This is a genomic window from Thioalkalivibrio sp. AKL17 (assembly GCF_000377885.1).
GTDB classification, from domain to species: domain Bacteria; phylum Pseudomonadota; class Gammaproteobacteria; order Ectothiorhodospirales; family Ectothiorhodospiraceae; genus Thioalkalivibrio; species Thioalkalivibrio halophilus.
In genome coordinates, this window is sequence record NZ_KB898766.1 from 190,774 (window position 1) to 215,118 (window position 24,345).

Sequence of the window (24,345 nt, forward strand, 5' to 3'; positions counted from 1 at the left end):
CTCCGCGGGTGCCCCCGGCGCCGGATTGTAGAATGCCGGGGTTGCGTCCACAGGGAGCCGCGGGTTGTGGTAGTTTCTTGCGTGGTTACCGGGTGGCACCGCCCCTCGAGACGAGGTTTCGACTGACGTGAAACGGGTCTTCCAACAACTGCTGTGCTGGATGCTGGTGGCGGCGATTGCCGGCCTGCCGGCGGTGGCTGCGGCAGTGGGCATGGAAGATGGTCACGTCGGTCATGCGGCGATGCACGGAACCCCGTCCGCCGATGATCCGCACGCTCGTCACGGGCAGGACCATGCCCATGGTGCCGACCGGCACTACCATCATGGGCATGGTCAGCACACCGGCCATGCCGATGAGTCGCATGACGATCACCATGCCCCCGCGACATCCGATGCTTCCCATGCCGGCGACCCGCTCGGGCACGCCGACTGCGTGGACGCCAGCTGTCTGGCCAGTTGCTCGGCCTGCGGTCACTGCCAGGGTATGCCGACTTCGTCCGGCACCGATGTCCCGGACCCGGTGAAGCAGGCCATGAGCCTGTATTCCTTCCAGAGCGGTCCGCCCGCGGCCGCGTTGTACCGCCCCCCGATCCTCTCCTGATCTGACTTACCGGCCCGAGTGCCGGAGCTGTCCGCACGTCCGGGTTCCACCCGGTGCTGGCGGATGGCAAGGCCGTGTCGCGCGTTCGCGCGGGATGCGGAATCGAAGTCCGATCAAGGAGATTTTCACGATGCGAGCAACCCGATTGCTGCTCCCCGTCGTGTCGGTGCTGTTCCTCGCCGGCTGCGCGGTCACCGCGCCCGAGCTGGATCGCTCCGACCTGGCGGAGGATGTCTCGGTGCAGGGGATCGACCTGCCCGAGTCGGAGATGCCCCGACCCTCCGGCGAGCTGACGCTCGAGGAGGCCATTCATCAGGCCCTGTGGCGCAACCCGCGCATGCAGCAGGCCTACGCCGAACTGGATCTGACGGCCGCCGACGTGGTCGAGGCCGCCCAGTTCTCCAATCCCACCCTGTCGCTGTCGGTGATGCGCCCCGAGGGCGGTGGCGGCAACGAGACCGGGGTCGGTCTGGCCTGGGGGATCTCCGGCCTGCTGATGCGCAGTGCGCGTCAGGACATCGCCGAGGCCCACTGGGAGTCCACCCGTCTGCAGCTGGCCGAGGGCATGGTGGCCCTGGCCTCGGACACCGAACGTGCCTGGTATGACGCGGTGGCCGCGCGTCAGCGGGCGCAGGTGCAGGCATTGGAGGCCCGTGCCGCGGATCTCGGTTCGCTGCTGGGCGAACGCTTTTATGACGCCGGCAACAAGACTGACCTGAAGCGGGCTCAGCTGAATATCCGGGCCGCCGAAGCTCGCCTGAAGCTCGAGGATGCACGGCAGCGCGAGCGCGAGACCCGTCTGCGTCTGGCGCACCTGATGGGGCTGCCCGGTCACGTCGATGACTGGGAGGTCCCCGGCAAGCTGCCACTGCCGCTGGCCGGCGTGGAGGATCGCGAGGCCCTGGTCGAGCAGGCCCTGGAGCAGCGTCTGGATCTGCGGGCCCTGGATCACGCCCTGGAGGGGCTCACCGAGGGCGTGGCCCTGGTGCGGCGCTATCGCTGGCTGGGCGACATCGAGCCCGGTATCGAGTTCGAGCGCGAGACCGATGGCACCCGCCTGTGGGGCGGAGGCATCTCCTTCACCCTGCCGATCTTCAATCAGAACCAGGCCGGCATCGCCCGTGCCGAGGCGCGGCTGGAGGACGGCGAGGCCCGGAAGGCCGAACTGGAGCAGGCCGTGACCGCTGACGTCCACCAGCATTTCGTGCGGCTGAATCACAACCGTGACAAGTTCAGCACCAAGCGCTACGAACTGGTTCCGGCTCGCGAGATCGAGGTGGAGCGCATGCAGGAACGCGTGAACTTCATGTTCGACGATGTCTTCGACCTGCTCGAGACCAAGCAGGAAGAGCTCGCCGACTGGCAGCGCGCGGTGGCCGCGCTGGGTGATTACTGGCGGGCCCGGGTGGATCTGACCTTTAGCGTGGCCGGCGAACTGCCGGGCGGGATGCCGGGTGACGAGGGGTACCTTGAGACCGACGGTCTCGAACATGATCCGTCCGCGATGGATCACGGCCACGGGGACCACGGAGATCACGGAGATCACGGAGATCACGGGGACCACGAGGATCACGGGGACCACGGGGACCACGGGGACCACGGGGACCACGGGGACCACGAGGATCACGACCATGGCGATCACGGTGACCACGGCGACAACGGTCACGGAGGGCATCACTGATGAAACGGCGTAATTTCCTGCTGGCCGCCGGCGCGGCAATGCTGCCGGCAACTACCCTGACCCGGGTAATGGCGGAAACGGGTCACGAGCACCACAACGAGGGCGACGCCACGCCCGGCGAACGCACCGACGAAGGCTACATGCCGGTGCACACGCCGAACGGCTGGACCCTGCCCTACGAAATGAACAACGGCGTGAAGGAGTTCCACCTGGTCGCCGAGGAGATCGAGCACGAGTTCGCGCCCGGTTCGGTGGCCAGATGCTGGGGCTACAACGGCACCACTCCGGGGCCGACCATCGAGGCGGTCGAAGGCGACAAGGTCCGTATTTATGTGACCAACCGCCTGCCGGAATACACCTCGGTGCACTGGCACGGCATCCATCTGCCTTCGGGCATGGACGGGGTGAAGGGCGTGACCCAGCCGCCGATCCATCCGGGCGAGACCTTCGTCTACGAGTTCGAGCTGAACCAGCACGGCACGCACATGTACCACCCGCACGCCGACGAGATGGTGCAGATGGCGATGGGGATGATGGGGATGTTCATCATCCACCCGAAGGATGGCGAGATCGAGCCGGTGGACCGCGACTACGCGATCCTGCTGCACAACTGGGGGCTGCACCCGGGCACGCGCACGCCGGACCCGTCGATCATGGTCGACTTCGACCTGTGGTCGATGAACTCCAAGGTGTTCCCGGCCATCGACTCGCTGGTGGCGAAGACCGGGGAACGGGTGCGTATCCGCATGGGCAACCTGTCGATGTGGAACCACCCGATGCACGTGCACGGGGTGACGTTCGAGGTGACCGGCTCCGATGGCGGGCGCTGGCCGCGCAGCCAGTGGCGCAAGGAGGTCACCGAGATCGTCGCGGTCGGCCAGACCCGGGATATCGAGTTCACGGCACCGCCGGGTGACTGGGCGTTCCACTGCCACATGACCCACCACACCATGAACCCGATGGGGCATGGCATCGCCAACCCGCTGGGGGTCGATCAGTCCGGTATCGAGGAGGAGATCCGCAGCATCCTGCCGGGCTACATGGCCATGGGCGAGCACGGCATGGCGGATCACCAGGACCACACCGACGGCGGCCACATGCCGGGCCCGGAAAACACCCTGGCGATGGGCATGGGTCACGGGCCGTTCGGCAACATCGGCATGGGCGGCATGTTCACCCTGGTCAAGGTGCGCGACGACCTCGAACCCGGGGATTTCCGCGACCCGGGCTGGTACTGGCACCCGGACGGGGAGGTGGCCCACAAGGTGAGCGACGACCCCGAATTCGGCAGCCCGGTACGTCGCGGCAAGCTGGCGGATGCCGACTCCGAGAAGCTCCCGACCCCCGATCGTGATGCCCATGGCGGGCACGGCGGCCACGGGGGGAATGGAGGACACAATGGCCACGATGGCCATGACCACTGAGTGACCGCCGGCATGGGCGCCGGGACTGCGAGCCGGCGGTTCCCGGTGGCCTGTGGCCGGCGGACGCTGACACGACACGACTGCACCCGAACAACGAAAAGGATGAAATCATGACGATGATCACGCGCAACACCCTGCTGTCCGGCCTTGCGGCCCTGCTGCTGGCCGTTGCCACCCCGTTGCTGGCCCACGAGGGCGAAATGGGGCAGGTGCCCAATGATGGCTCCACGGTCCAGGGCACCCCCGAGGAGATCGGGATCCACTTCGATGGCGCGATGCGCATCACCCAGTTCGACGTGACCGGCCCGCAGGGTCGGGTCTCCCTTGAGAACCAGCCGGGCAATGAGTCGACCGAGGAATACCGCGTGCGGCCGGCCGGCTCGATGGAGCCCGGCAGCTATGAAGTCCGCTGGCGCGGTCTGGCCCGTGACGGACACATGATGTCCGACACCTTCCGCTTTACCGTGGAAGACTGAGCGGTGGCCTGGCTGTCTGCACTGGCCGGTGTGGATGCCTGGACCGTCGCCCTGATGCTGGTGACGGCCGGATTCCATGCCGGCGCCCTCCTGGCGGCCGGGGCGGTGCTGTTTCGCCTGGCGTTTCCGGGTCTGCCTGATCCGGAGCGGCGGGCGGTCAGCCGCACGGGCGCGGTTGCGGCATGGGTGGCGATCGTGCTGGCCCTGATCCAGTGGCCGCTGCAGGCGGGGTATCTCGGCGGCGGGAATGTGTCCGCCGCGTTCGATCCGGCGCTGCTGGGCATGGTGTTCGAAGGGGCGCAGGGAACCCGGCTGGTGCTGGCGGGGGCCGGCCTGCTGCTGGTGCAGGCGATCCTGCTGGATGCCCGGCGGCTGCCGGGGGTGGGTTACGGCCTGAGTCTGGGTGGCGTCCTGCTGGTGATGCTTGCCTTCGTGCAGGTCGGGCATACGGCCGGCGAACCGCGCGTGCTGCTGGGCGGCCTGCTGATCCTGCACCTGCTGGCGGCCGCGTTCTGGATCGGATCCCTGTGGCCGCTTTATCGCCTGGCGGGACAACCCGCCGCGGATCCGGCGGCCGCCCGCATCCTCGACCGTTTCGGGCGTATCGCATTGTTTGCGGTGGGCCTGCTGGTGCTTGCGGGCGCGGTCCTGGCGGTGCTGCTGGCGGGCGGCGTGACACCCCTGTTCACTACCGCCTGGGGACAGTTCCTGCTCGCCAAGGTGTTGCTGGTGGCGCTGCTCCTGCTGCTGGCCGCGCTGAACAAGTGGCGCCTGGTGCCGGCATTCTCACGGGGTGACACCACGGCACCCCGGCGCCTGCGGCGCAGCATCGCGGTTGAAGGCATGCTGGTCGCGGCCGTGCTGGGGGTGACCGCGATCCTCACGGGCATTACCTCGCCGAACGGCTGAGCCCCGGTCGGCCAGAGGGCTGGCCTCCTGCAGTCCGGGGTGCCCCACCCCTTGTGGGAGCGCAGCCCTCTGCGCGATGCGGCGCGGGAGCGCCGCCCCCTGCGGTTGCGGATCCCCGCACCGCCGGGCCGGAGTCAGCGCAGGAGCATCAGCAGGCCGGCGAGGATCAGGACCCCGGCGAAGCCGCGGCGCAGCACCGCGACCGGCAGATGGTGCGCCAGCCAGACCCCGGCGCGTACGCTGATGGCGGTACCCGCGACCACCCCGGTGATGGCCGGCAGGTAGAGATACCCCAGGCTCCATTCCGGGGTGGCCGGGTCGCCGGTGGTCCATTGCGGCAGGGCAAACACCAGGGTCGCGCCGATGGAGATGGGCACCCCGAGGGCCGCGGCCGAACCGATGGCGCGGCGCAGTTCCAGCCCCTGACTGACCAGGAAGGGGGTGGTCAGGGTGCCGCCACCGATCCCGATCAGCGCGGATACCGCACCAATGATGCCGCCCCCGCCCAGCCACACGCCGCGGCGCGGGACCGGGGCGCGTGGAGGCTGGAGGTTGAGCAGCATCCAGAGGCCGATCGCGACCTCGAAGGCACCGAAGATCCGCCCGAGGTGGTCGCTGTCGAGCTGGGTGGCCAGGCCGGCACCCAGCAGGGCCCCGCCGATGATCCCCGGCAGCAGCCGGCGCACGGCCTCGCCGTCCACCCCGCCACGGCGGTGGTGGGCCCGCGCCGACAGCACCGCGGTGGGGATGATGGCGCCCAGTGACGATCCCACGGCCAGCTGCACCAGCCCCGTCTCGGGAAAGCCCAAAACGGTGAAGACCGCGACGAACACTGGCACCAGTACCAGTCCGCCACCGATCCCGAACATCCCGGCGGGGATGCCGGTGATCAGGCCGAGGAGAACGAACAGCACGGCCAGCCCGGAGGGCGTGGCCGCGAGTGGTTCGATCAGGGGCATGCCCGCGCGCCGTCAGCGGGCGTCACGAACCGGGTTCCTCGTCGCGGCGTCCGGAGGTGGCAACCACGATGCCCCGGACGACACCGGCGAGGAACATCACCACGCCGGGGATCCCGAACAGGGCGGCGCGTCGGGCATGTTCGAGGAAGCGCGCCTCGCGGAGGGTGAAGGCCCGCGCGTCTTCCATCCCTTCGGCGAGGATCGTGTACGTCCCCGGTTCCGGGAAGTGGAATTGTCCCAGGGAGACCCGTTCGGTCTGCCCTGAGGTGTACGTCAGGGTGGCCCGCGAAGGCTGCAGCCGGGCGGCTTCGTCCCCGTCGGGCGTCCGGGCGACGACCCGGGTTCCGTCCGGAAGGTGCTCGGGGAACTCGCGGAAGGTCCCGTCGAGGTAGGTCCGGGTATACAGCCACAGGCGATAGTCACCGGCGCGCGGGATCTCCACCTCGGTGCTGCCCGGACCCTCGAAGTCTTCGGCCAGGCCCTGAAAGGCCCCGCTCAGCGCGACCCAGGCCAGCGCCAGAAGGGCCAGCCCGGCCGCGCTCAGGGCGACAGGTCCGCGCATCGGTACCGATCCGGTCGAGGGGGATCAGGCGTCCAGCGCCTTGAAGCACTTGCGCGCGGCCTCGATGGTGGCCTCGATGTCCGCGTCGGAGTGGGCGCTGGACATGAAGCCGGCCTCGAAGGCCGAGGGTGCGAGGTAGACCCCTTCTTCCAGCATGGCGTGGAAGAAGCGCCCGAAGGCCGCGGTGTCGCTGGCGGTGGTGCCGGCGAAATCGGTGACCTTCTCCTCGCTGAAGAACAGCCCGAACATGCCCGGGACCTGATTGGTGGTCAGGGCCACGCCGGCCTCGCGCGCGGCCTCCTCGAAGCCCGCGACGACCTTGCGCGTGCGCTCTTCCAGGTCCTCGTGGAAACCCGGGCGGCTGAGGATGTCCAGGGTGCGGATCCCGGCGGTCATCGCGATCGGGTTCCCGGACAGGGTGCCGGCCTGATAGATCGGCCCCAGCGGGGACAGCTGCTCCATGATCTCGCGGCGGCCGCCGAAGGCGCCCACCGGCATGCCGCCGCCGATGATCTTGCCCAGCGTGGTCAGGTCCGGGGTGACGCCCAGATAGCCCTGGGCGCAGTTCGCGGACACGCGGAAGCCGGTCATTACCTCGTCGAAGATCAGCACCGTGCCGTATTCGTCGCACACCTCGCGCAGGGTCTCGAGGAAGCCCGGCACCGGCGGGATGCAGTTCATGTTCCCGGCGATCGGCTCGACGATGATGCAGGCAATCTCCTCGCCCTTCTCGCGGAAGAAATCGCGCACGCCCTCGGGGTCGTTGTAGCTGAGCGTGCTGGTCAGCGCCGCCAGTTCGGCCGGCACGCCGGGCGAGCTCGGCTGGCCCAGGGTCAGGGCGCCGGAGCCGGCCTTCACCAGCAGGGAATCGCCGTGGCCGTGGTAGTTGCCCTCGAACTTCACGATGCGGTCGCGGCCGGTGTAGCCGCGCGCCAGGCGGATCGCGCTCATGGTGGCCTCGGAGCCCGAGTTGGTCATGCGCACCATGTCCATGGACGGGACCAGCTCGCACATCTTCTCGGCCATCTCGCTTTCCAGCCGCGTCGGGCAGCCGAAGGACAGGCCGTTGTTGCAGGCCTCGCGCACGGCCTCGATCACCTCGGGGTGGGCGTGCCCGGCGACCATCGGACCCCAGGAGCCGATGTAGTCGATGTAGCGCTTGCCGTCGGCATCCCACATGTAGGCGCCGTTGGCGCGGTCCATGAAGATGGGGGTCCCGCCGACGCCCTTGAAGGCGCGCACGGGGGAGTTCACGCCGCCGGGGATCCGGTTTTTGGCGGCTTCAAAGAGGCGAAGCGTTTCCTGCATGGCGGTGTCCTGTCTGGAATGGGAGTTGGGACCTGGGGTCGGGGCCGCGGCCCCGACCGTGCAACCCCGCAACCTTAGCGAGGGGGCGGCGGCGGTGCAAAGAGGTGCTAGGTCGTGCGGAACAGTGCGGCGATGCGGCGGGCGGCGGCCTCGGGGTCGGGGGCGGCGCTGATGCCCTGGATCACCGCGACCATGTCGGCGCCGGCGGCCACCACCTGCGCGGCGTTGTCCGCGGTGATGCCGCCGATCGCGCAGATCGCCACGGCGAGTTCGCGCCGGGCCTGGCGGATCAGCTCCGGGGTGGCCCGCACCGCCTCCGGCTTGGTCGGTGACGGAAACATCGAGCCGAAGGCGACGTAATCGGCCCCGGCCGCCTGCGCCGCCCGCGCGCGGGCCAGCTCGTTGTAGCAGGACACGCCGATCACCGCCGCATCGCCCAGCCGCGTGCGAGCCCCGGCCGGGTCGGGGTCGTCGCGCCCCAGGTGCACCCCGTCGGCGCCGATGCGCGCGGCCAGCTCCACGTTGTCGTTGACGATGAAATACGCCCCGTGGTTGTGGCAGAGCCGGGCGAGCGCCCGCGCCACGGTCTCCTGTGCTTCCCCTTCCAGGTGCTTGTCGCGCAGCTGTACGCAGCAGGCCCCGCCGGCCAGGGCGGCTGCGGCCATGCTCGTGTGGGTCTGCAGCGGATCCGCCCCCGGCGGCGGGGCCGGCGTCACGAAATACAGCCCGCGCAGAGGCGCGCGCTCGATGATGGGCTCGGTCACGGGTTCAGTCATGGCTGGCCGGGCACAGGCGGTTGGGCACGTGTTGGCCCTGTCCGGGGGCATAGCCGGTCTGCACCGCGTGGTTCATGAAGTTCTGCGCCTCGATCACCGCCGGTTCCAGGTCGCGCCCGCGGGCGAGGAAGGCAGCGATGGCCGCGGCCAGGGTGCAGCCCGAACCGTGGAAACCGGCCGGGTGACGCGGCAGTTCGAACATCCGCTGGTGGCCGTCCTCGCGGAACAGCCGGTTGCGGATCGGCTCGTCCTCGCCGCCCTCGTGGCCACCGGTGATCAGCACGTTGCGCGCGCCGCGTTCGCGCAGGGCCGCGCCCTGGCGCTCCGGGGTGTCGTGCCCGGCCAGGGCGCGCGCCTCCGGACCGTTGGGGGTGATCAGCGTGGCGCGCGGGAGCAGGATCTCGCGGGTCGCGTCGATCACCGCCTCGGTCGCCAGCTCGCCCCCGCCGCCGGCGACCATCACCGGGTCGAGCACCGCCGGGATATGCGGGTGCGCGCCCAGCAGCGCGGCGGCGGTCTCGACGTTCTCCACCGAGCCGAGCATGCCGATCTTGATCGCGCCCACGTTCAGGTCTGCCAGCGTGGCCTCGATCTGCGCGCGCAGCCGGGCGGCCGGCAGCACGCTGAAGTCGATCACGTTGCGGGTGTCCTGCACGGTGATGGCGGTGACCGCCGTGGCCCCGTGCACCCCCAGCCGGGTGAAGGTCGTCAGGTCCGCCTGCAGGCCGGCGCCGCCCCCGGGGTCCGAACCGGCGATGGTCAGGGCGATGGGGGGATGGGTCATCTCGCGGTCTCCCGTGCTATGGTTCGCGCGCCCCGCGGGCCGGGGCTGTCCATTCATTCGGGAGTGTACGCAGCATGAGCACGGAGTTCGACGTGAAAAAGGCGCAGCCGCTGCTGGCGGTGGCGCGCGGAGAGGCGGGGCTGACCGCCGAGACGGATGCCGCCCTGCAGGCGCTGGAGGCGGAGCTGAACGCGATCGCCGCCGAACTGCAGGTGGAACACGTCGGGCCCGGGGTGGGCATGGCGGACATGAACGCCGAAGGCGCCTACCGCATCGTGGTGCGCGAGCACGAGCACGACGTAACCCGTTGTGAATGGGGCGTGATGGTCTGCGACGCGGCCGACAACTGCGACTACCGGCCGATGTGGCCGATGTCCGGCACCGGGCGGCTGCGGCGCCGTCAGGTGGTCGAGGCCCTGCCCGAACTGGTGGCCGGCTGGCGTGCCGCGGTGAACGAGGCCGGCCAGGCCCTGACCCCGGGGGGGCAGCGCCTGGTCGCGCTGGACACCGTCTTCAATCCCAACTGAGGGGGAGCCCTCAGTCCAGCGCGATCGGTTCCGGTCCGGCCCGCAGGGTGAGGCGGCTCCAGTCCTGCGCCCGGGCATGGGCGTCCAGGGTCGGGTCCGGGTCCACGGCTACCGGCTGTCCCACCCGTTCCAGTAGCGGGATGTCGTTGCGCGAATCGCTGTAAAAGGTCGCCCGCGCCATGACCGCGTCGGGATCGTCGTGGTGTTGCGCGAGGAAGGCGTGCAGCCGATCCACCTTGCCGTGCTGAAAGCAGGGCGTGCCGGCGACTTCCCCGGTAAATCCGCCGTCGCGTTCTTCGGCGATGGTCGCCAGCAGATGGGGCACGCCCAGGCGCTCGGCGATCGGGCCGGTCACGAACTGGTTGGTCGCGGTGATGATTACCAGTTCGTCCCCGGCCTCGCGATGGCTCTGCAGCAGCGCGTGGGCGGCCGGCGCGATCATTGGCTCGATGACCTCCTGCATGAAGGCCTCGCGCCACGCCTCCAGCCGCTCGCGGGGCTGCTCCGCGAGCGGGGCGAAGGCGAAGCGGCAGAACTCGAAGATGTCCAGCGTGCCGGCCAGGTACTGCTCGTAGAACCGATCGTTCCCCGCGGCAAAGGACTCGCGGTCTACCGCCCCGCGGGCGATCAGGGTCTCGTTCCAGGCGTGATCGCTGTCGCCGGCGAGCAGGGTATTGTCGAGATCGAACAGGGCCAGGGTCATGCGGCATCGTCGCGGGTATGCGTGAAGCCGCGCAGTCTACCCGATCCGGTGAAGCCCACGGTACGGGGGCTGCGGCGGAACGTTATTCGGATCTCAGCCAGTTTTCCACCTGCAGGTCCGGGACGCGTCGGAATTCGCGTTCGTTGCCGGTGACCAGGATGAGCTGCGCTGCCCGGGCGTGGGCTGCGATGGGCATGTCATTCGGACCGATGACGGCTCCGGTCCGCTCCAGGTGCCGGCGCAGATCGGCATATTCATGGTCCGCCGGCGGGTCGAACGCCAGGATTTCCATTGCGGAAAGCACTGCTTCCACCTGGTGCTGGAGTCGCAACGACCCGGCCTTGCGAGCACCGAAACGAAGCTCGGCGGCCACGATGATGCTGGTGCAGACAGACTGTTCCCCCTCCCGGGCAATCCTTTGCATCACCGCGCCGTGTGGATCCCGCACGAGCGCCGAGAGCACGTTGGTGTCGAGCAGATAGCGTGCCATGACGGTGTTCTACAGGGACACGTTGTCCGCCGGAGGCAGGCCCTTGCCCACGTCCGGAAAAGGTTCGTCCAGCGGTTCGAGCTCCGCGAGAACGGCCAGCAGTCCCTTGCGTTTCAAGGGCGTGAGCACGAGCTGGTCACCTTCCTTTCGCAGGATCGCTTCATCCCCTTCCAGTTCCAGCTCCCGGGGGATGCGAAGTGCCTGGTTGCGCCCGTTGCGAAACAGCCGGACGCGACGTTCGGTTTCCATCGAGGATCCTCCGATAGCAGGCATATGCTTGAACATATGCCTCATTGGGGCGAGCTATCAACGGTTTGAACGTGCGCCGGTTCAGCGACGCAGGTCTTCCAGCAACGCCTCCAGCAGCTGTTCCTCGTGCAGGGCGCAGCCGCGGTGTTGCAGCGCCTCCTGCAGGGTGTCGTCCCAGCAGGCGGCCACGGGCCGGGCCCTCAGCGGGCGGTCGGAGAGGGTGGCGTGGGCCTCCAGGGTCGCCGTGTCCATTCGCCATGGCCGGGCGCCGAGGCGCTGGATGACCGCGTTGGCGATGGCGATGCCCGTCCAGTCGAAATCGGCGCGAAACAGCAGCTTCGCCCCGGCGTCGCGGAGCTGCTCCAGCAGCACCCAGACCGCGGCGCGGGGGCGCCCCCAGGTGGCGACAAGCGGCGCACAGTCGGTGCCCAGGCGTTCGGCGGCCTCGGAGACCACGGCGGGGTTCTCGCAGACGTGGACGATCCGGCCGTCGACATCCCACTGCGGCGGCTCGCGGAGCAACTGGCGAAGGGTCAGGTAGAGGGGCTCGGCCGCGGCGCTGTGGGCCTCCAGGGCACGGGCGGTGGCGGTGTCGCCGGTGGCCGGCAGGCGGTGGACCAGCACCGTGCTGGTGATGTCCCCACCGATCAGGATACCGGCGTGGGCCCACAGCGTCCGCTCGTCGGGGTCGTCGTCGCCGACACCGCCCCGCCAGTAGCGGTGCAGGGCGTGACGGACCAGGGCGGCCACCGGCTGCCCGGCGTCCAGCGCGTGGGCGTCACCGAGGCAACGGGCGGCCAGGGTGCTGCGACTGGCCCCGGGCCACGGGAGGGCCTCCAGCACCACCAGGCTGCGCTCCAGCAGATCGCGGCCGGATTCCGGATCGCCGCCGGCGAGGCGCTTGACCAGGCCGCGCCGGGCCACGGCCTCCAGCCACTCCGCCAGGCCCGCCGCCGCAGCGCGTGGGTGCACCGCCGCGACCACCTCCTCCCACTGCCGCCGCGCCTCCTCGCGCTCCTGCGCGGGGTCGCGGATCGGCCCGTCCAGAGACTCCAGGGCCTCGCGCAGACCCGGCGCCACCTCGGCCCGCTGCAGGATCCGCTCCAGCTCTGCCAGGGACAGCCGCAGACTGCTCCCGGCACGCGGCGGGCGACCGAGCAGACGCTCGACGGCCTCGCGTTCCACCGCGCTCGCCCGTGTCAGGGTCAGGGTGTCGCCACCGCCGCGCAGGAGACGCTCGCGCAGGCGTCGGCGGAGCCGCTCCAGCCCTGGGCCGCCCAGCAGGCGGCCCAGGCGGTCATGGTCGACACCGCGAACGGGGTCGCGGTCCGTCAACCCGCCGGCGCGTGGTTGCCGTCCCACAGCCGCTCGAAGTCGAAGTCGACGGCGCAGTCGGGAAGCTCGAAACGGTGGCGCTCGTCGCGGAAGTCGCCGACCTTGCGGTAGGCGCCGTCCACCAGACGGTAGACCTTGGCCTTGCGGGCGTCGGGGTAGACCAGGACGTAGTGGCTGACGCCCTCGTCGCAGTAGAGCCGGAACTTGGCCTCTTCGTCCCGCCGCGCGGTGTGCGGGGAGAGGATCTCGAAGATCCACTCCGGGGCACGGGTCAGCCGTTCGCCCTCCGGTGGCTGGCAGAGGACCAATACGTCGGGGCGGACCACGGTGTCGCGGGAGAACTCCACGTCGATCTCGAACAGCGCCTCGCAGCGCGGGCAGTCGTCCAGCGCCCCGGAAAGCTGGGTGAAGATCTTCCCGGCCAGCCGTTGGTGCGTGATCCCCGGCGACGGCACCATGGCCAGTGGCACGCCGTCGATCAGCTCCCAGTCGCCTTCCCAGAGGCGGTAGTCGTCCACCGTATAGTGCTCCCGGTAATGCGCTGCTTCCATGGCGTCCACCCTCTGTGCACGGCTGCCTTTCCCTGAATTGTAGGCCGTAAACCGTCCGCCACTGAAATCCGCGGCGCTCAGAACAGCGCCCCCTCTTCCGGTCCCTCCTCGGAATCGGGCGCCGGTGCGCGTTCGGGGCGCTCCAGCGGGGTGCCGGGCTCGGCCTCGCGGATGCGGCGGGCGCCGTCCCAGCGCCAGCGGGAGACGAACACCGCGTCCACATCGTCGCGCCGTACCAGCTGCGCGATGGCGAGCCCCGGCACCTCCGGGTAGCAGCCCCATTCGCGTTCGGAGGTCATCAGGGCGTCGAGGTCGAACTGCGCCAGCAGGCCCATGCTCTTGGCGCGGGCGTCGTCGTCCACGCCGGCGAAGACCTCGTCGAGCATGATCAGCCGCGGCGCCGCCGGATGGGCACTGCCGTAGTGGCTGGCGGCGGCGGCGAACAACGGCAGGGTGATGACCAGGGCCCGCTCACCCCCGGATGCGGGCCCGTAGGCCGGACGCCAGCGGCCGCTCTGCCAGCGCTCCACGGTGAAGCGGTGCCAGTAGCGGTAGTCGAGCCCCCGCTCCAGGATCTCCGGCAGCGACGCCCCTTCGTACTCCCGGCGCGCCTCCTGGATGCACAACTGGATGAAGTCCCCCACCGCCTGGCGATCCGACGGCGTCCAGGCGTCCATGCTCTGGCGCAGCAGTCGTTCACGGGTGGCCTCCAGACCCGCCGGGGTGTCCAGTCCGCCGGCGGTCTCTCCCTCGGCCAGCGGCTGCCAGGCGATGCGCAGACGCATGCCGGTGCTGGTGGGCCGTTCGGCGAGCTCTTCGTTCATCTGCCGCACCTGCCGCTCGGTGGCCGCCAGCCGGTGCTGGAGGTGACTGGCGACCTCGTCGATCAGGTAGTTCTCCACCAGTTCCCGTTCCCGGGCGGTGAGCAGCTCGCGACGGCGTTCCAGCTCCCGGTCGAGCTCCGCGGCCAGTTCGTCGGGCCCGTGGTGGCGGGACTGGAAGGTGACGCGCACCAGCAGCAGATCGTCCTGCTGTTCGATCTGCGCGTCGTGGCCGGGCTGTCGCCCCAGGGCGGTCTGCAGGGCGGTGAAGTGCTCGTGGAGCCCCTTCTGGTGGCGCTGCCAGGCGGCGTCGCCGGCGTCGACATCGGCCAGGGCCTGTTCGAGTCGCCGGGCACGCTGGACCGTTGGCTCCGGGGCCCACGAGGCGTCGTCGTCCACGGTGAGTTCGCCGTCGGTGGCCACCGGCATCAGGCCGGCCTCGGCGAACCGGCGCAGCCGCTGGACGGCGTGCTCGCGACGCTGGCCCAGCTCCTCGAGCCGCTGTTCGGCGTTGGCGATATCGCTCTCCAGCGCACCGATCCGCTTGCTGAGCTCCGTGCGCTCCTGCTGCAGGCGCTCGCGCCGCTCGGCCAGCTCCTGCAGGGTGGCGTCCACCTCGTGGAGCTGTCGTTCCAGCGCCGCCACCTCGGCCCCGATGCTCTCGCAGAGGGTGTCACGGTGGGTCTCGGCGTCCCGCGCCTGGCGCTCGGCCTCATCGCGCTCCCGGGTCGCCACGCGCAGCGCCTCATCGGCGCGCTGTGCCTCTTCCTCTGCCCGGCGCAGCCGTTCGGTCTCACGCCCGTGCACGCGCAGGGCGTCGCGCAGCCCGCGGCAGGCGTCGGCATACTCCGACAGGGCCTGGCCCACGGCCCGGAGCTGGCCCTCGGCGGTGGGCAGGTGCAGTTCGGCGGCCCGTTCATCGCGTTCCTGGCGCGCCTGCTCCGCCTCCCGACGGCGAGCCTCGAGGGTCTGGCGGGCCTGTTCGGTTCGTTCGGTCTGGGCCTCCACGGCACGCAACGCCGCGGCCTCGGCCGCGTGGGCATCCCGCAGCGGGGTGTCGGCGGGGCGGCGAGCCCACTCCTGGTCAATCCGGTCGCTGCGTTCCGTGATCCCGGCCAGTGCTGCGTCGATCTCCTCCCGGGTGGCGCCCAGTTCGGTGAGTTCGGCGTCGATCTCCTCCAGGCGTGCCCGTCGAGCGGCCTCGCGGGCGGTGTGGCCGATGTAGCGCGCGCACTCCTTGTCCCAGTCCCCCCGGGCGGGCCCGAGCTGCCAGCGTCCGTCGACGGCGACCCAGGCAGGCCCCGGCGCGGCGGCCTCTGCGGGCTCTCCCGCGCCGATGCGGGCCAGCAGCGCCGCCACCCGCTCGGGGCTTACCGGCGGGGCGCCGTCGGGCCGCCGGACGTCCGGGACCAGCCAGCGATCCACTGCCACGGCCGGCTCGGGGGCCTCGGTGGTCAGCAGGGTGTCCCGGACCCCCGCGTCCATTGCTGTGCCCTCCGGCAGGATCCATGCGTCCAGCAGCCCGGCGGCCTCCAGTGCTGCCTCCAGCCCGGCCCGCTCCGCCTCGGGCACCTCGTCCCGGAAATCGACGAGTTGCCATAGCGGCGCCCCGGGGCGCTCCGCCCGCTGTTCGTCGGATCGGGTGTGCGGTGCCGGCGGGGCCAGCTCCTCGCCGGTGGTCAGGCGGGCCCGCTCGGTCTCCAGCGCCTCGATGGATCGGTCCACCTGCTGGCGCTGGTGTTCGCGCTCGCTGCGGGCGCCGGCCAGTTCGGCGGTCAGGGCCTGCCGGCGGGCCTCCAGGGTGTTCTCCGCCGGGTTGCGGTCATTCACCCGGGCCGCCCAGTCGGCCAGCTCCGCCAGCATCTGCTCGGCGTCGTCCGGACGCAGTTCGGTGAGCTCGGCGAGGTACGACCGCCACGCCCCCTGCAATGTCTCGCCGGCCTCCTCGGTGGCCTGGCGGGCGGCCTGGTGGGCCTGCTCGACGCGATCCTGCTCGTCGCTGTGGTGCTGCCAGTCCCCCTGGGCACGGGCCAGCCGGCGCTCCGCCTCCGCCACGGCGCGGTGGTGTTCCTCGAGCAGGGCCACGGCCTCCTGGCGTCGGCGGTGGATCTCCAGCAGCCGCTCGCGCACCCGTTCCGGGGGCTCCGCCGGGGCCTCCCCGCCCGGCGCGCCCTCGGCGGTGAGCCCGAGGCGCTGGATCTGCTCACGATGGGCAGAGATAACCCCGGCACCCTCGGCAAAGCCCTCCAGACGCGTCAGCATCTCCTCCAGCTCGGTGCGGGCCTGCTCGGCCAGCTCACGCTGCTCGTCGCGCCGCTGTTCAGTTTCCCGGAGCCGGCTCTCGCTCTCCCGGTGGCGTTCGGCCTGTTGATCGGCGTAGCGCCGCTGCTGCTCGGCGGCCTGCTCGGCGTTGTGCAAGGACTCCGCCGAGCGCATGGCGGGGCTGTCCCGCAGGGTGCGCAGGCGCTGCTCGGCCGCATCCACTTCGGTGCGCAGGGCGCGCTCGCGCTCGCCGGCTTCGACCTCGCGTTCCCGGGTCTGCTCCAGCTCCTCGCGGGCATGGCCCAGCTGCGCCCGGACGTCCTCGTACTCGCTGTGCGCGGTCCGGATCCCGGCGCCCCGACGGCGGGCGGCCACGGCGGCGTAGCGGCGGTAGTGCTGCAGAAACTCGAAGACGGCGTCCCGCGCCTGCTCCAGCGCTTTCGCCTCTTCGACCATGGCGTCGAGGCTGCGGTAGGCGTCGGCCACGTCGTTGATCACCCCCTGATCCAGGGGCGGCAGCGCCTCGGTGAGTGCACGGGAGAGCCGGGACTCATCGGGTGTCTTGGACAGTTGCGGCTGACGGAGCTGCAGCAGCAGGTCGAGGAGGGCCTCGTAGCGCTCGGCCCCGAGCTGGAAGAACTGCTCGTCCACGGCCCGGCGGTAGGCCTGGGCCTGATCGTAGAGGGCGCCGGCATCGTCCAGTGCCTGGGCGAGCCGGTCACGCCCCAGGGTGCGGCCGTCCTCCACCAGGAAGAGCGACTCTCCGGGGCGTTGCGGCGTGATGAAGAACCAGGAGCGTACCCCGCGCTGCGCCACCGCCTTGAGGCCGCAGCCGATGGTCCGGTACTCCGGCCCCGCCTCGCCCATCCGGCCGAACTCGAGCCAGGTGTACCCCTGGCGCTCGCCGGCCTGGCCGAGCAGCAGGTTCCACTCCATGCGCTTGCTCGGATCGCCGTCGGGCTCCACGCGCGCCGGATTCATCTGGCCATCCAGCAGGAAGGGCAGCGTCAGGGCCATGACCTTGGACTTGCCGGTGCCGTTATTGCCACGCAGCAGCAGGCGACCGTCGTGGAAACGGAACTCCTCGTGGTCGTAGTGGAACAGGTCGACCAGGCCCAGGCGCAGAGGCTGCCAGCGCTCCCCGGTGGGCTCCGGCAGGTCGCCGGCGGGTGCGATCGCGGGCGTCGCGCTCATGCGTCGGCCTCCCCGGGCACCAGTTCCACCTGGGCGCCCTCCGGCGTACGCGGCTCGTCCACCGCGAAGCGCGCCAGGGCCGGCCTGGCCGATACCCGCCCCTGGTCGTCGATCCGGATCAGGCGCAGACCGCGCAGCTGCTCCACCGCCTGCCGGGCCAGGGGGCGCTCGGCACCGGGCTCCAGGGCGTTGCGCCGCCAGTAGCCACGATACGACTCGCGCCATTCGGCGATACGCTCGGCCAGGTGTTCCAGGGTCACCGGGACCTCCCCCAGGCCGGCCAGATAGGCGGCGATCAGCAGGGTGGCGTGCCCCTCGGTACCCTCGCTGGGGATCTGCCGGTCGGTGAGCGACTGCTGCGGATCGACCATGGCGATCCCCTCGGCGCGGACCTCCGCCACCAGGCCGGTGGCCTCCTGGATCCGCCGGGTGATGGCGCCACGCTGGCCGGCCAGGTACTGGCGCGCCGCATCGTCGAGATCGTCCCAGTAGACCACCGGATCGTCCAGCAGCCGTGCCGTCAGATCCTGACGCAGGGCGCGGTTGCGCGCCTCGTGGTTGTCCGGGACGAAGGGCTCGACGATGGCGCGCAGGCGCGCCTCGAAGTCATCGGGGTCACCGTCGAGCACCACCAGGGACGGCCCCCGCAGGGTCACGAGCAGGGCGGCCAGGACGCGGCGATGGATGTCGTAGAGGACGTCGCCGTCCCGCCCCCGGCGGACGAAATCGTCCTCGTTGCCGGCCACCCGGGACAGCACCCCCAGCTCCAGCAGCAGCCGCACCGTCGCCACCAGGTCGCGGCGCTCGTCGCGACCCTCCAGGCCGAAGTCCAGACCGGCCGCCTCCAGCGCCGGGTCGGCGGCCTCCTGGATCAGTGCCTCGCCCAGCCGCCCGAGGGTCACCTGATTGTCTCCCCGCTCCAGGTTGGCCAGCGCCAGGCAGAGCAACGCATAGCGCCGCCGGTGGAAGGGCGCGCGCTGGGCGCCGCTGCCGGTGGTAGCCGGCCGGGTGGGGTCGCCGAAATCCGCCGGGCGCTTGTGGAGCCGGGCAAACTCCGACTCCACCTGGAGCTGCCAGCCGGTGTTGGCGGCGAGCCAGTCGCGGAGCTCGGTCTGATGGCGGCGGACCAGCACGAAGGCCGGATGCCGGGCGTCCATCAGCGGATTCAGCAGCAGTGCCCGCAGGGCGCGCTGGCGCTCGTCGGCGCGGTTGCGCTCCAGAACATCGGTGAGTGTGGCGTCGTCGGCCATCAGGGCGCGGACTCCAGCTCGGTGATGCGGATGCGGTAGTCGGGGCCGCTGAGGGTGCCGCCCGGCGTGTGCAACACCGCCTGCGTCTCCGCGCCCAGGGGCTCCATCTCGATGCCCAGGGTGCCGTCGCCGCTGACTGCGGCAATGGGTTGGTCAGGGGCATCGGCGGCCGCCAGCGCATCTCCCAGGAGCTGCAGAAAGAGGCCGAAGGCATCGTGGTCCAGATGGCCCATCTCCGACAGACGCAGCATCTCTCCGGTGGCGAGCCTGGCGCGGGCCGCCCGTGCCTCGGCGGACTCGGCGGAGAGCTGGCGCGCCAGCCAGGCCTTCTCCTGGTCACGGCGGCGCATGCGGGGCGGGGCGCCCCGTTTCTGGTACTGCCCGGTAGCACGCAGACGGGCGCTGATGCGCAGCGGCGGCGCCTCGGACCACGACACGCTGGCCGCAACCCGGCGTTCCTGCCAGTGGGCCAGGGTATCGGCATCGACGCCCAGATGGCGGGCTGGCGTCAGCCCGAAGGCCGCCCGCCACAGGCGGTGGGCGTGATCGTCGTCGGGGCACTCCAGGAACCAGCGGGCCAGGGTGCGGAAATCGGCGGAGCGGTCGCTGCGGCCCAGTCGGCGCTCGTTGAGCCGCTGGATGGCCTCCAGCATCTGCGAGATGGAGCGCCGAGCCTGCGCCCGCAGCAGGCTGGCCTGGGCGCGGCGCTCGGGCTGGTCCAGGAACCACGCCTTCAGCCCTTCCCAGTGGCCTTCCCAGTGCGCCAGGGCACGATCGCGCTCGCTGCGCCGGGCGATCTCGGGGTCGCCACCGCCCGCCAGCTCCGGGGCAATGTCCTCACTGTCGCGCTCGGCGGCCAGGCGCAGCAGCGCCGCGATGGGCCGCTCGCCGCCGGCGTTGTCGTCGAGCCGGCGGATGGCGCCGGCGATCTCCGCCGAGGCGGTGACCAGGTCACCGATGAAGCGCTCGATGTAGTCGATCAGCCGCTCCTTGTAGGCGACCAGGCCCTGCTGATCGTCGCCGCGCAGCTCCAGCGTGCGCGACAGCCCGTTCATGAAGGCGCGGGCGTTCTCCGCCAGATCGCTGAAGACGGCGGTGAGGTCGCGCAGCAACAGATGGGCCTCGTTGGCGTCGGGCACATCCTGGTCGGCCAGCTCCTCCAGCGAGCGCAGCCGCAGGCGCACATCGTCCAGGGCCACCGTCTGCAGCGCGCCGCGCCGGCCCAGTTCGCGGTCGAAGAGCCGCAGCGCGGCCTCGGCGGCCTCGCCGGCGCGGGTGAGCTGGTAGAGATAGCGGGCCCGGTAGAACTCCTCGACACTGGTCACCCGTGAGGTATCGGGATCGGCCTCCAGGTTGCCCCACTGGACCAGCTGGCCCAGGGCACTCTGGACCTCCTCCAGGGCGTCCAGTCCGGCGCGTTGCTGAACGTCCTCCGGGCGGAGATGGACTGTGAAGTGCTCCTTGGCCTCGACGAAGGCGGCCATGATCGCTCGGTAGAGCGGAGCCTTTTCGGCAACGAGGTAGTTGAAGGCGGAGTAGGCTCGTTCGGACATGGGTCGGGGCGCCTTGCTTCGCTTTCGGTGAATGCCCCCTAGGTTACCGCAACCCCGATGATGGTGTCGGGCGGGTCCGCCATCCGCACGAGGACACGCCCGGAGGTCTCGCGCGGCGGGAGCGGCAGTTGTCGCCACGGTGGCGCGCCGCTATCCTCGCCGCCATGAATCTGCACGAATTTCAGGCCAAGGCGGCGTTTCGCGACGCCGGGATCCCGGTGCCCGAGGGCCGGGTCGTCGATCATGCGGACGCCGCGCCGGAGGCCTGGCGCGAGCTGGGCGTCGAACGGGCGCTGGTGAAGGCGCAGGTGCACAGCGGCGGTCGCGGCAAGGCCGGCGGGGTGACCCTTGTCGACAGTGCCGAGGCCGCGCGGGATGCGGCGGCCGGCATGCTCGGCACGCGTCTGGTGACTGACCAGAACGCGCCCGAGGGGCAGCCGGTGGAGCGGGTGCTGCTGGAACCGGCGGCCGACATCGCGCGCGAGTTCTACTTCGCCCTGCTGGTCGACCGTTCTCGCGAGTGCCTGACCTTCGTGGTCTCCGCCGAGGGCGGCATGGACATCGAGACCCTGGCCGCCGAGCGCCCGGAGGCGATCCTGACCCTGCCGGTGCACCCGGCGACCGGGATCATGCCGTTCCACGGCCGGCGCATCGCCGCGGCCCTGGGGCTGGAGGGCGCGGCAGCGAAGGCGGTGGCCCAGCTGGCGACCAACACCCATGCACTGTTCTCCCGCACGGATGCCCAGCTGCTGGAGATCAACCCGCTGGTGCAGACCGGGGACGGCGAGCTGCTGGCGCTGGATGCCAAGCTGAGCCTGGACGACTCCGCCGCCTACCGGCAGGCGGCGCTGGTCGAGCTGCGCGATCCGAACCAGCGCGACCCCTCCGAGGAGCGCGCCCGCGAGCACGACCTCAACTACATCCCGCTGGACGGCTCCATCGGCTGCATGGTCAACGGCGCCGGTCTGGCGATGGCGACCATGGACCTGATCCAGCACCACGGCGGCGAACCGGCGAACTTCCTCGACGTGGGCGGCGGAACCACCGTGGAGCGGGTGACCGCCGCCTTCAAGCTGATCCTGTCCGACGACTCGGTGCAGGCGGTGCTGGTGAACATCTTCGGCGGCATCGTGCGCTGCGACCTGATCGCCGAGGGCATCATCGCCGCGATCCGCGAGGTGCAGGTGGACGTGCCGGTAGTGGTGCGTCTGGAGGGCACCAACGCCGAGCAGGGCCGGGAGGCCCTGGCGAATTCCGGCCTGGACGTGATCCCGGCCGCCGATCTGGACGCGGCCGCGCGCGCCGTGGTGGAGGCCGCCGCATGAGTATCCTCGTTGACCGCGACACCCGGGTGGTCTGCCAGGGCTTCACCGGCAAGCAGGGCAGCTTCCATTCCGAGCAGGCCATCGCCTACGGCACCCGCCTGGTGGGCGGGGTGACCCCGGGCAAGGGCGGGCAGAGCCATCTCGATCGCCCGGTGTTCGACACCGTGGCCGATGCGGTGGCGGCCACCGGCGCCACGGTCAGCATGATCTACGTGCCGGCACCGTTCGCCGCCGATGCCATCTGCGAGGCGGCCGATGCCGGGATCGAACTGGCGGTGTGCATCACCGAGGGCATCCCGGTGCAGGACATGGTGCGGGTCAAGCAGATGCTGGCCGACACCGGCACCCGCCTGATCGGCCCCAACTGCCCGGGGATCATCACCCCGGAGGCCTGCAAGGTGGGGATCATGCCCGGCTACATCCACAGCCGCGGACGCATCGGCATCATCTCGCGCTCGGGCACGCTGACCTACGAGGCCGTGCACCAGACCACCGCGCTGGGGCTGGGGCAGAGTACCTGCGTTGGCATCGGCGGCGATCCCATCCAGGGGCTGGATTTCGTCGACTGCCTGCGGATGTTCCGCGAGGACCCCGAGACCGACGGCGTGCTGATGGTCGGCGAGATCGGAGGCGACGCCGAGGAACGCGCGGCGCGCTACATCCGTGAGGAATTCGACAAGCCGGTGGCCGCCTACATCGCCGGGGCCACGGCCCCGCCGGGACGGCGCATGGGCCACGCCGGGGCGATCATCGCCGGCGGGCAGGGGACCGCCGCGCAGAAGATGGACGCCCTGCGCGGTGCCGGTGCCGTGGTGGCGGAGAGCCCGGCCGAGCTGGGTCAGGCCATGCAGCAGGCCCTGGGCACCGCTTCCGCACGCTGATCCGGCGCCCCCGTTGATGACCGCACAAGCGCCACGCATCGCCCTGGCCCAGTTCAACCCCGTGGTCGGGGCGCTGGAGACGAATGCCCGGCGCATGCGCGAATTCGTCGAGCAGGCACGCGCCGAAGGCGCCCACCTGGTGATGTTCCCCGAGCTGGCACTGACCGGCTATCCGCCCGAGGACCTGCTGCTGCGGCCCGCGTTCCTGGATGCGGTGGACGCGGCGCTGGAGCGCCTGGCGGAGGCCAGTATCGGCATTGACCTGCTGGTGGGCGCGCCACGGCGCGACGGAGAAGGGCTGGCCAACGCCGCAGTGTGGCTGCGCAACGGCGTGATCCACGCGACGTACGCCAAGCACATCCTGCCCAACTACTCGGTGTTCGACGAGGTGCGCTATTTCCACGCCGGCCACGAGCCCTGCGTGGTTCAGCTGGGCGACTGGCGCCTGGGTGTCACGGTCTGCGAGGACATCTGGCAGCCGGCCCCGGCGGCGCATGCCCGCATCGCCGGGGCCGACGTGCTGCTCAACCTCAATGCCTCGCCGTTCCATCGCGGCAAGCCGGCGGAGCGTTCCGCGGTGGTGGCCGCGCGGGTCGCCGAGACCGGGTGCCCGGTGCTCTACGTGAATCAGGTGGGCGGCCAGGACGAACTGGTGTTCGACGGCCGCAGTCTTCTGCATCCCGGCCCCGGGGGCACGCCGCAGGCCCTGCTGGATCCCTGGGAGGAGGGACTGGCGCTGGTCGAGCTGGAGGCCGGTGACGCCGGACGGCCCCGGCCCGTAGTCGTGGCCCCCGAGGCGGCCGCGCCGCTGCCGCCCGCGCCGGCGGCGGTATCCGAGGCCGACAGCTCCGCGCACGCCGCGGATGCGGAAGTCGCGGATCTCTACGCCGCGCTGGTCACCGGCATCCGCGACTACGTCGACAAGAACGGTTTTCCCGGCGTGATCCTGGGTCTGTCCGGCGGCATCGACTCCGGGCTGACGGCGGCCCTGGCCACCGATGCCCTGGGCCCGGAGCGGGTCACCGCGGTGATGATGCCCTATCGCTATACCGCCTCGATGTCGGTCGAGGATGCCCGCGCCCAGGCCGAACACCTGGGGCTGGATTACCACGAGGTGGCGATCGAGCCGATGGTCCAGGCGTTTCTCGGGGGGCTGGAAACCGCGCTGTCGTCGGTTCCGCCGACGCCCGGCGATGTCACCGAGGAAAACCTGCAGTCCCGCTCGCGCGGGGTAGTCCTGATGGGGCTTTCCAACCGCACCGGCCGCATGCTGCTGGCCACCGGCAACAAGAGCGAGCTGGCGGTCGGCTATGCCACGCTGTACGGCGACATGAACGGCGGCTTCGCTCCGCTGAAGGATGTCTCCAAGCAGTGGGTCTGGCGCCTGGCGCGCTGGCGCAATACCTGCGGCGAGGTGATCCCGCCACGGGTGATCGAGCGTCCGCCCAGCGCCGAGCTGGCGCCGGGGCAGGCCGATTCCGATTCCCTGCCGCCGTACCCGGTGCTGGATGCGATCCTGGAGGCCTTCGTGGAAGAGGAGGCCTCGGTGGCGGACATCGTGGCGCGCGGTTTCGAGCGCGAGACCGTGGAGCGGGTCGCGCGCATGGTGCTGCGGGCCGAGTACAAGCGCCGTCAGGGCGCCCCCGGGGTGCGGGTCAGTCCGCGCGCCTTCGGCCGCGATCGCCGCTATCCCATCACCTCCGGCTACCGCCCGGAATGAGGCC

The 24,345-nt window shown here is 70.9% G+C and carries 22 protein-coding genes; 9 read left to right on the forward strand and 13 right to left on the reverse strand.

Annotated elements, in window-relative coordinates; all coding sequences use genetic code 11:
• The first annotated feature begins 160 nt into the window (after positions 1-160).
• From D577_RS14025 to D577_RS0107020, 5 genes are all read left to right on the forward strand, one after another.
• Positions 161-601, forward strand: coding sequence for a hypothetical protein (locus D577_RS14025; RefSeq protein ID WP_024328682.1), 441 nt, complete (start codon positions 161-163; stop codon positions 599-601).
• A gap of 145 nt (positions 602-746) precedes the next feature.
• On the forward strand, positions 747-2,282 hold the full coding sequence (locus D577_RS0107005) for a TolC family protein (protein WP_018946809.1): 1,536 nt from the start codon (positions 747-749) through the stop codon (positions 2,280-2,282).
• Positions 2,282-3,706 carry a multicopper oxidase family protein gene (locus tag D577_RS0107010; protein WP_018946810.1) on the forward strand — a complete coding sequence of 475 codons (1,425 nt, stop codon included), beginning with the start codon at positions 2,282-2,284 and terminating at the stop codon, positions 3,704-3,706. Before D577_RS0107005 ends, D577_RS0107010 begins: the two co-directional genes overlap by 1 nt.
• Before the next feature lie 107 nt (positions 3,707-3,813).
• Complete coding sequence (locus D577_RS0107015) at positions 3,814-4,182, forward strand: copper resistance CopC family protein (protein WP_026288960.1); 369 nt, start codon at positions 3,814-3,816, stop codon at positions 4,180-4,182.
• 3 nt (positions 4,183-4,185) lie between these two features.
• Positions 4,186-5,091: a CopD family protein gene (locus D577_RS0107020; RefSeq protein WP_018946812.1), complete on the forward strand. Its 906-nt coding sequence runs from the start codon at positions 4,186-4,188 to the stop codon at positions 5,089-5,091.
• Between the two features lie 134 nt (positions 5,092-5,225).
• Here D577_RS0107020 and D577_RS0107025 read toward each other — a convergent pair whose 3' ends face one another.
• The 5 genes from D577_RS0107025 to thiD form a co-directional block, all read right to left on the reverse strand.
• A complete protein-coding gene (locus D577_RS0107025) occupies positions 5,226-6,050 on the reverse strand; it encodes a sulfite exporter TauE/SafE family protein (protein ID WP_018946813.1) in 825 nt (274 codons plus the stop codon).
• A gap of 22 nt (positions 6,051-6,072) precedes the next feature.
• Positions 6,073-6,612: a hypothetical protein gene (locus D577_RS0107030; protein WP_018946814.1), complete on the reverse strand. Its 540-nt coding sequence runs from the start codon at positions 6,610-6,612 to the stop codon at positions 6,073-6,075.
• A 24-nt stretch (positions 6,613-6,636) separates the two neighbouring features.
• Positions 6,637-7,920, reverse strand: coding sequence for a glutamate-1-semialdehyde 2,1-aminomutase (gene hemL / locus D577_RS0107035; RefSeq protein ID WP_018946815.1), 1,284 nt, complete (start codon positions 7,918-7,920; stop codon positions 6,637-6,639).
• 107 nt (positions 7,921-8,027) lie between these two features.
• Positions 8,028-8,696, reverse strand: a complete 669-nt coding sequence (gene thiE / locus D577_RS0107040; protein ID WP_038036112.1) for a thiamine phosphate synthase — start codon at positions 8,694-8,696, stop codon at positions 8,028-8,030.
• Complete coding sequence (gene thiD, locus D577_RS0107045) at positions 8,689-9,480, reverse strand: bifunctional hydroxymethylpyrimidine kinase/phosphomethylpyrimidine kinase (RefSeq protein WP_018946817.1); 792 nt, start codon at positions 9,478-9,480, stop codon at positions 8,689-8,691. Before thiD ends, thiE begins: the two co-directional genes overlap by 8 nt.
• A 74-nt stretch (positions 9,481-9,554) precedes the next feature.
• Between thiD and D577_RS0107050 the strand changes: the two genes are divergently transcribed.
• The gene (locus D577_RS0107050) at positions 9,555-10,007 is read left to right on the forward strand and encodes a hypothetical protein (protein ID WP_018946818.1); all 453 of its coding nucleotides are present in this window, start codon (positions 9,555-9,557) and stop codon (positions 10,005-10,007) included.
• A gap of 10 nt (positions 10,008-10,017) precedes the next feature.
• Here the strand turns inward: D577_RS0107050 and D577_RS0107055 are convergent, their stop codons facing one another.
• The 8 genes from D577_RS0107055 to D577_RS0107090 form a co-directional block, all read right to left on the reverse strand.
• Entirely contained in the window at positions 10,018-10,710 is a 693-nt protein-coding gene (locus D577_RS0107055; RefSeq protein ID WP_018946819.1) for an HAD family phosphatase, read from the reverse strand.
• An 82-nt stretch (positions 10,711-10,792) separates the two neighbouring features.
• Positions 10,793-11,200 (reverse strand): type II toxin-antitoxin system VapC family toxin, encoded by a 408-nt coding sequence (locus D577_RS0107060; RefSeq protein WP_018946820.1) that lies wholly within the window; start codon positions 11,198-11,200, stop codon positions 10,793-10,795.
• Between the two features lie 9 nt (positions 11,201-11,209).
• Complete coding sequence (locus tag D577_RS0107065) at positions 11,210-11,449, reverse strand: antitoxin (RefSeq protein ID WP_018946821.1); 240 nt, start codon at positions 11,447-11,449, stop codon at positions 11,210-11,212.
• An 81-nt stretch (positions 11,450-11,530) separates the two neighbouring features.
• A complete protein-coding gene (locus D577_RS0107070; RefSeq protein WP_018946822.1) occupies positions 11,531-12,784 on the reverse strand; it encodes a TIGR02679 family protein in 1,254 nt (417 codons plus the stop codon).
• Positions 12,781-13,335, reverse strand: a complete 555-nt coding sequence (locus D577_RS0107075; RefSeq protein WP_018946823.1) for a Uma2 family endonuclease — start codon at positions 13,333-13,335, stop codon at positions 12,781-12,783. Before D577_RS0107075 ends, D577_RS0107070 begins: the two co-directional genes overlap by 4 nt.
• Before the next feature lie 77 nt (positions 13,336-13,412).
• The gene (locus tag D577_RS0107080) at positions 13,413-17,612 is read right to left on the reverse strand and encodes a TIGR02680 family protein (protein ID WP_018946824.1); all 4,200 of its coding nucleotides are present in this window, start codon (positions 17,610-17,612) and stop codon (positions 13,413-13,415) included.
• On the reverse strand, positions 17,609-18,862 hold the full coding sequence (locus D577_RS0107085) for a TIGR02678 family protein (RefSeq protein WP_018946825.1): 1,254 nt from the start codon (positions 18,860-18,862) through the stop codon (positions 17,609-17,611). Before D577_RS0107085 ends, D577_RS0107080 begins: the two co-directional genes overlap by 4 nt.
• Positions 18,862-20,415 (reverse strand): TIGR02677 family protein, encoded by a 1,554-nt coding sequence (locus tag D577_RS0107090; RefSeq protein WP_018946826.1) that lies wholly within the window; start codon positions 20,413-20,415, stop codon positions 18,862-18,864. Before D577_RS0107090 ends, D577_RS0107085 begins: the two co-directional genes overlap by 1 nt.
• Positions 20,416-20,579: 164 nt before the next feature.
• Here D577_RS0107090 and sucC point away from each other — a divergent pair, with 164 nt between their 5' ends.
• The 3 genes from sucC to D577_RS0107105 are packed head-to-tail and all read left to right on the forward strand — an operon-like array spanning position 20,580 to position 24,341.
• The gene (gene sucC / locus D577_RS0107095) at positions 20,580-21,740 is read left to right on the forward strand and encodes an ADP-forming succinate--CoA ligase subunit beta (protein WP_018946827.1); all 1,161 of its coding nucleotides are present in this window, start codon (positions 20,580-20,582) and stop codon (positions 21,738-21,740) included.
• The gene (sucD, locus tag D577_RS0107100; RefSeq protein ID WP_018946828.1) at positions 21,737-22,621 is read left to right on the forward strand and encodes a succinate--CoA ligase subunit alpha; all 885 of its coding nucleotides are present in this window, start codon (positions 21,737-21,739) and stop codon (positions 22,619-22,621) included. Before sucC ends, sucD begins: the two co-directional genes overlap by 4 nt.
• A gap of 16 nt (positions 22,622-22,637) precedes the next feature.
• Complete coding sequence (locus D577_RS0107105; RefSeq protein ID WP_018946829.1) at positions 22,638-24,341, forward strand: NAD+ synthase; 1,704 nt, start codon at positions 22,638-22,640, stop codon at positions 24,339-24,341.
• Positions 24,342-24,345 lie beyond the last annotated feature (4 nt).

Coding starts and splice junctions, on each gene's coding strand:
- D577_RS14025 (WP_024328682.1), top strand. CDS start 161: ATGCTGGTGGCGGCGATTGCCGGCCTGCCGGCGGTGGCTGCGGCAGTG.
- D577_RS0107010 (WP_018946810.1), top strand. CDS start 2,282: ATGAAACGGCGTAATTTCCTGCTGGCCGCCGGCGCGGCAATGCTGCCG.
- D577_RS0107025 (WP_018946813.1), bottom strand. CDS start 6,050: ATGCCCCTGATCGAACCACTCGCGGCCACGCCCTCCGGGCTGGCCGTG.
- D577_RS0107030 (WP_018946814.1), bottom strand. CDS start 6,612: ATGCGCGGACCTGTCGCCCTGAGCGCGGCCGGGCTGGCCCTTCTGGCG.
- hemL (WP_018946815.1), bottom strand. CDS start 7,920: ATGCAGGAAACGCTTCGCCTCTTTGAAGCCGCCAAAAACCGGATCCCC.
- thiE (WP_038036112.1), bottom strand. CDS start 8,696: ATGACTGAACCCGTGACCGAGCCCATCATCGAGCGCGCGCCTCTGCGC.
- thiD (WP_018946817.1), bottom strand. CDS start 9,480: ATGACCCATCCCCCCATCGCCCTGACCATCGCCGGTTCGGACCCCGGG.
- D577_RS0107050 (WP_018946818.1), top strand. CDS start 9,555: ATGAGCACGGAGTTCGACGTGAAAAAGGCGCAGCCGCTGCTGGCGGTG.
- D577_RS0107055 (WP_018946819.1), bottom strand. CDS start 10,710: ATGACCCTGGCCCTGTTCGATCTCGACAATACCCTGCTCGCCGGCGAC.
- D577_RS0107060 (WP_018946820.1), bottom strand. CDS start 11,200: ATGGCACGCTATCTGCTCGACACCAACGTGCTCTCGGCGCTCGTGCGG.
- D577_RS0107065 (WP_018946821.1), bottom strand. CDS start 11,449: ATGGAAACCGAACGTCGCGTCCGGCTGTTTCGCAACGGGCGCAACCAG.
- D577_RS0107075 (WP_018946823.1), bottom strand. CDS start 13,335: ATGGAAGCAGCGCATTACCGGGAGCACTATACGGTGGACGACTACCGC.
- D577_RS0107080 (WP_018946824.1), bottom strand. CDS start 17,612: ATGAGCGCGACGCCCGCGATCGCACCCGCCGGCGACCTGCCGGAGCCC.
- D577_RS0107085 (WP_018946825.1), bottom strand. CDS start 18,862: ATGGCCGACGACGCCACACTCACCGATGTTCTGGAGCGCAACCGCGCC.
- D577_RS0107090 (WP_018946826.1), bottom strand. CDS start 20,415: ATGTCCGAACGAGCCTACTCCGCCTTCAACTACCTCGTTGCCGAAAAG.
- sucC (WP_018946827.1), top strand. CDS start 20,580: ATGAATCTGCACGAATTTCAGGCCAAGGCGGCGTTTCGCGACGCCGGG.
- sucD (WP_018946828.1), top strand. CDS start 21,737: ATGAGTATCCTCGTTGACCGCGACACCCGGGTGGTCTGCCAGGGCTTC.
- D577_RS0107105 (WP_018946829.1), top strand. CDS start 22,638: ATGACCGCACAAGCGCCACGCATCGCCCTGGCCCAGTTCAACCCCGTG.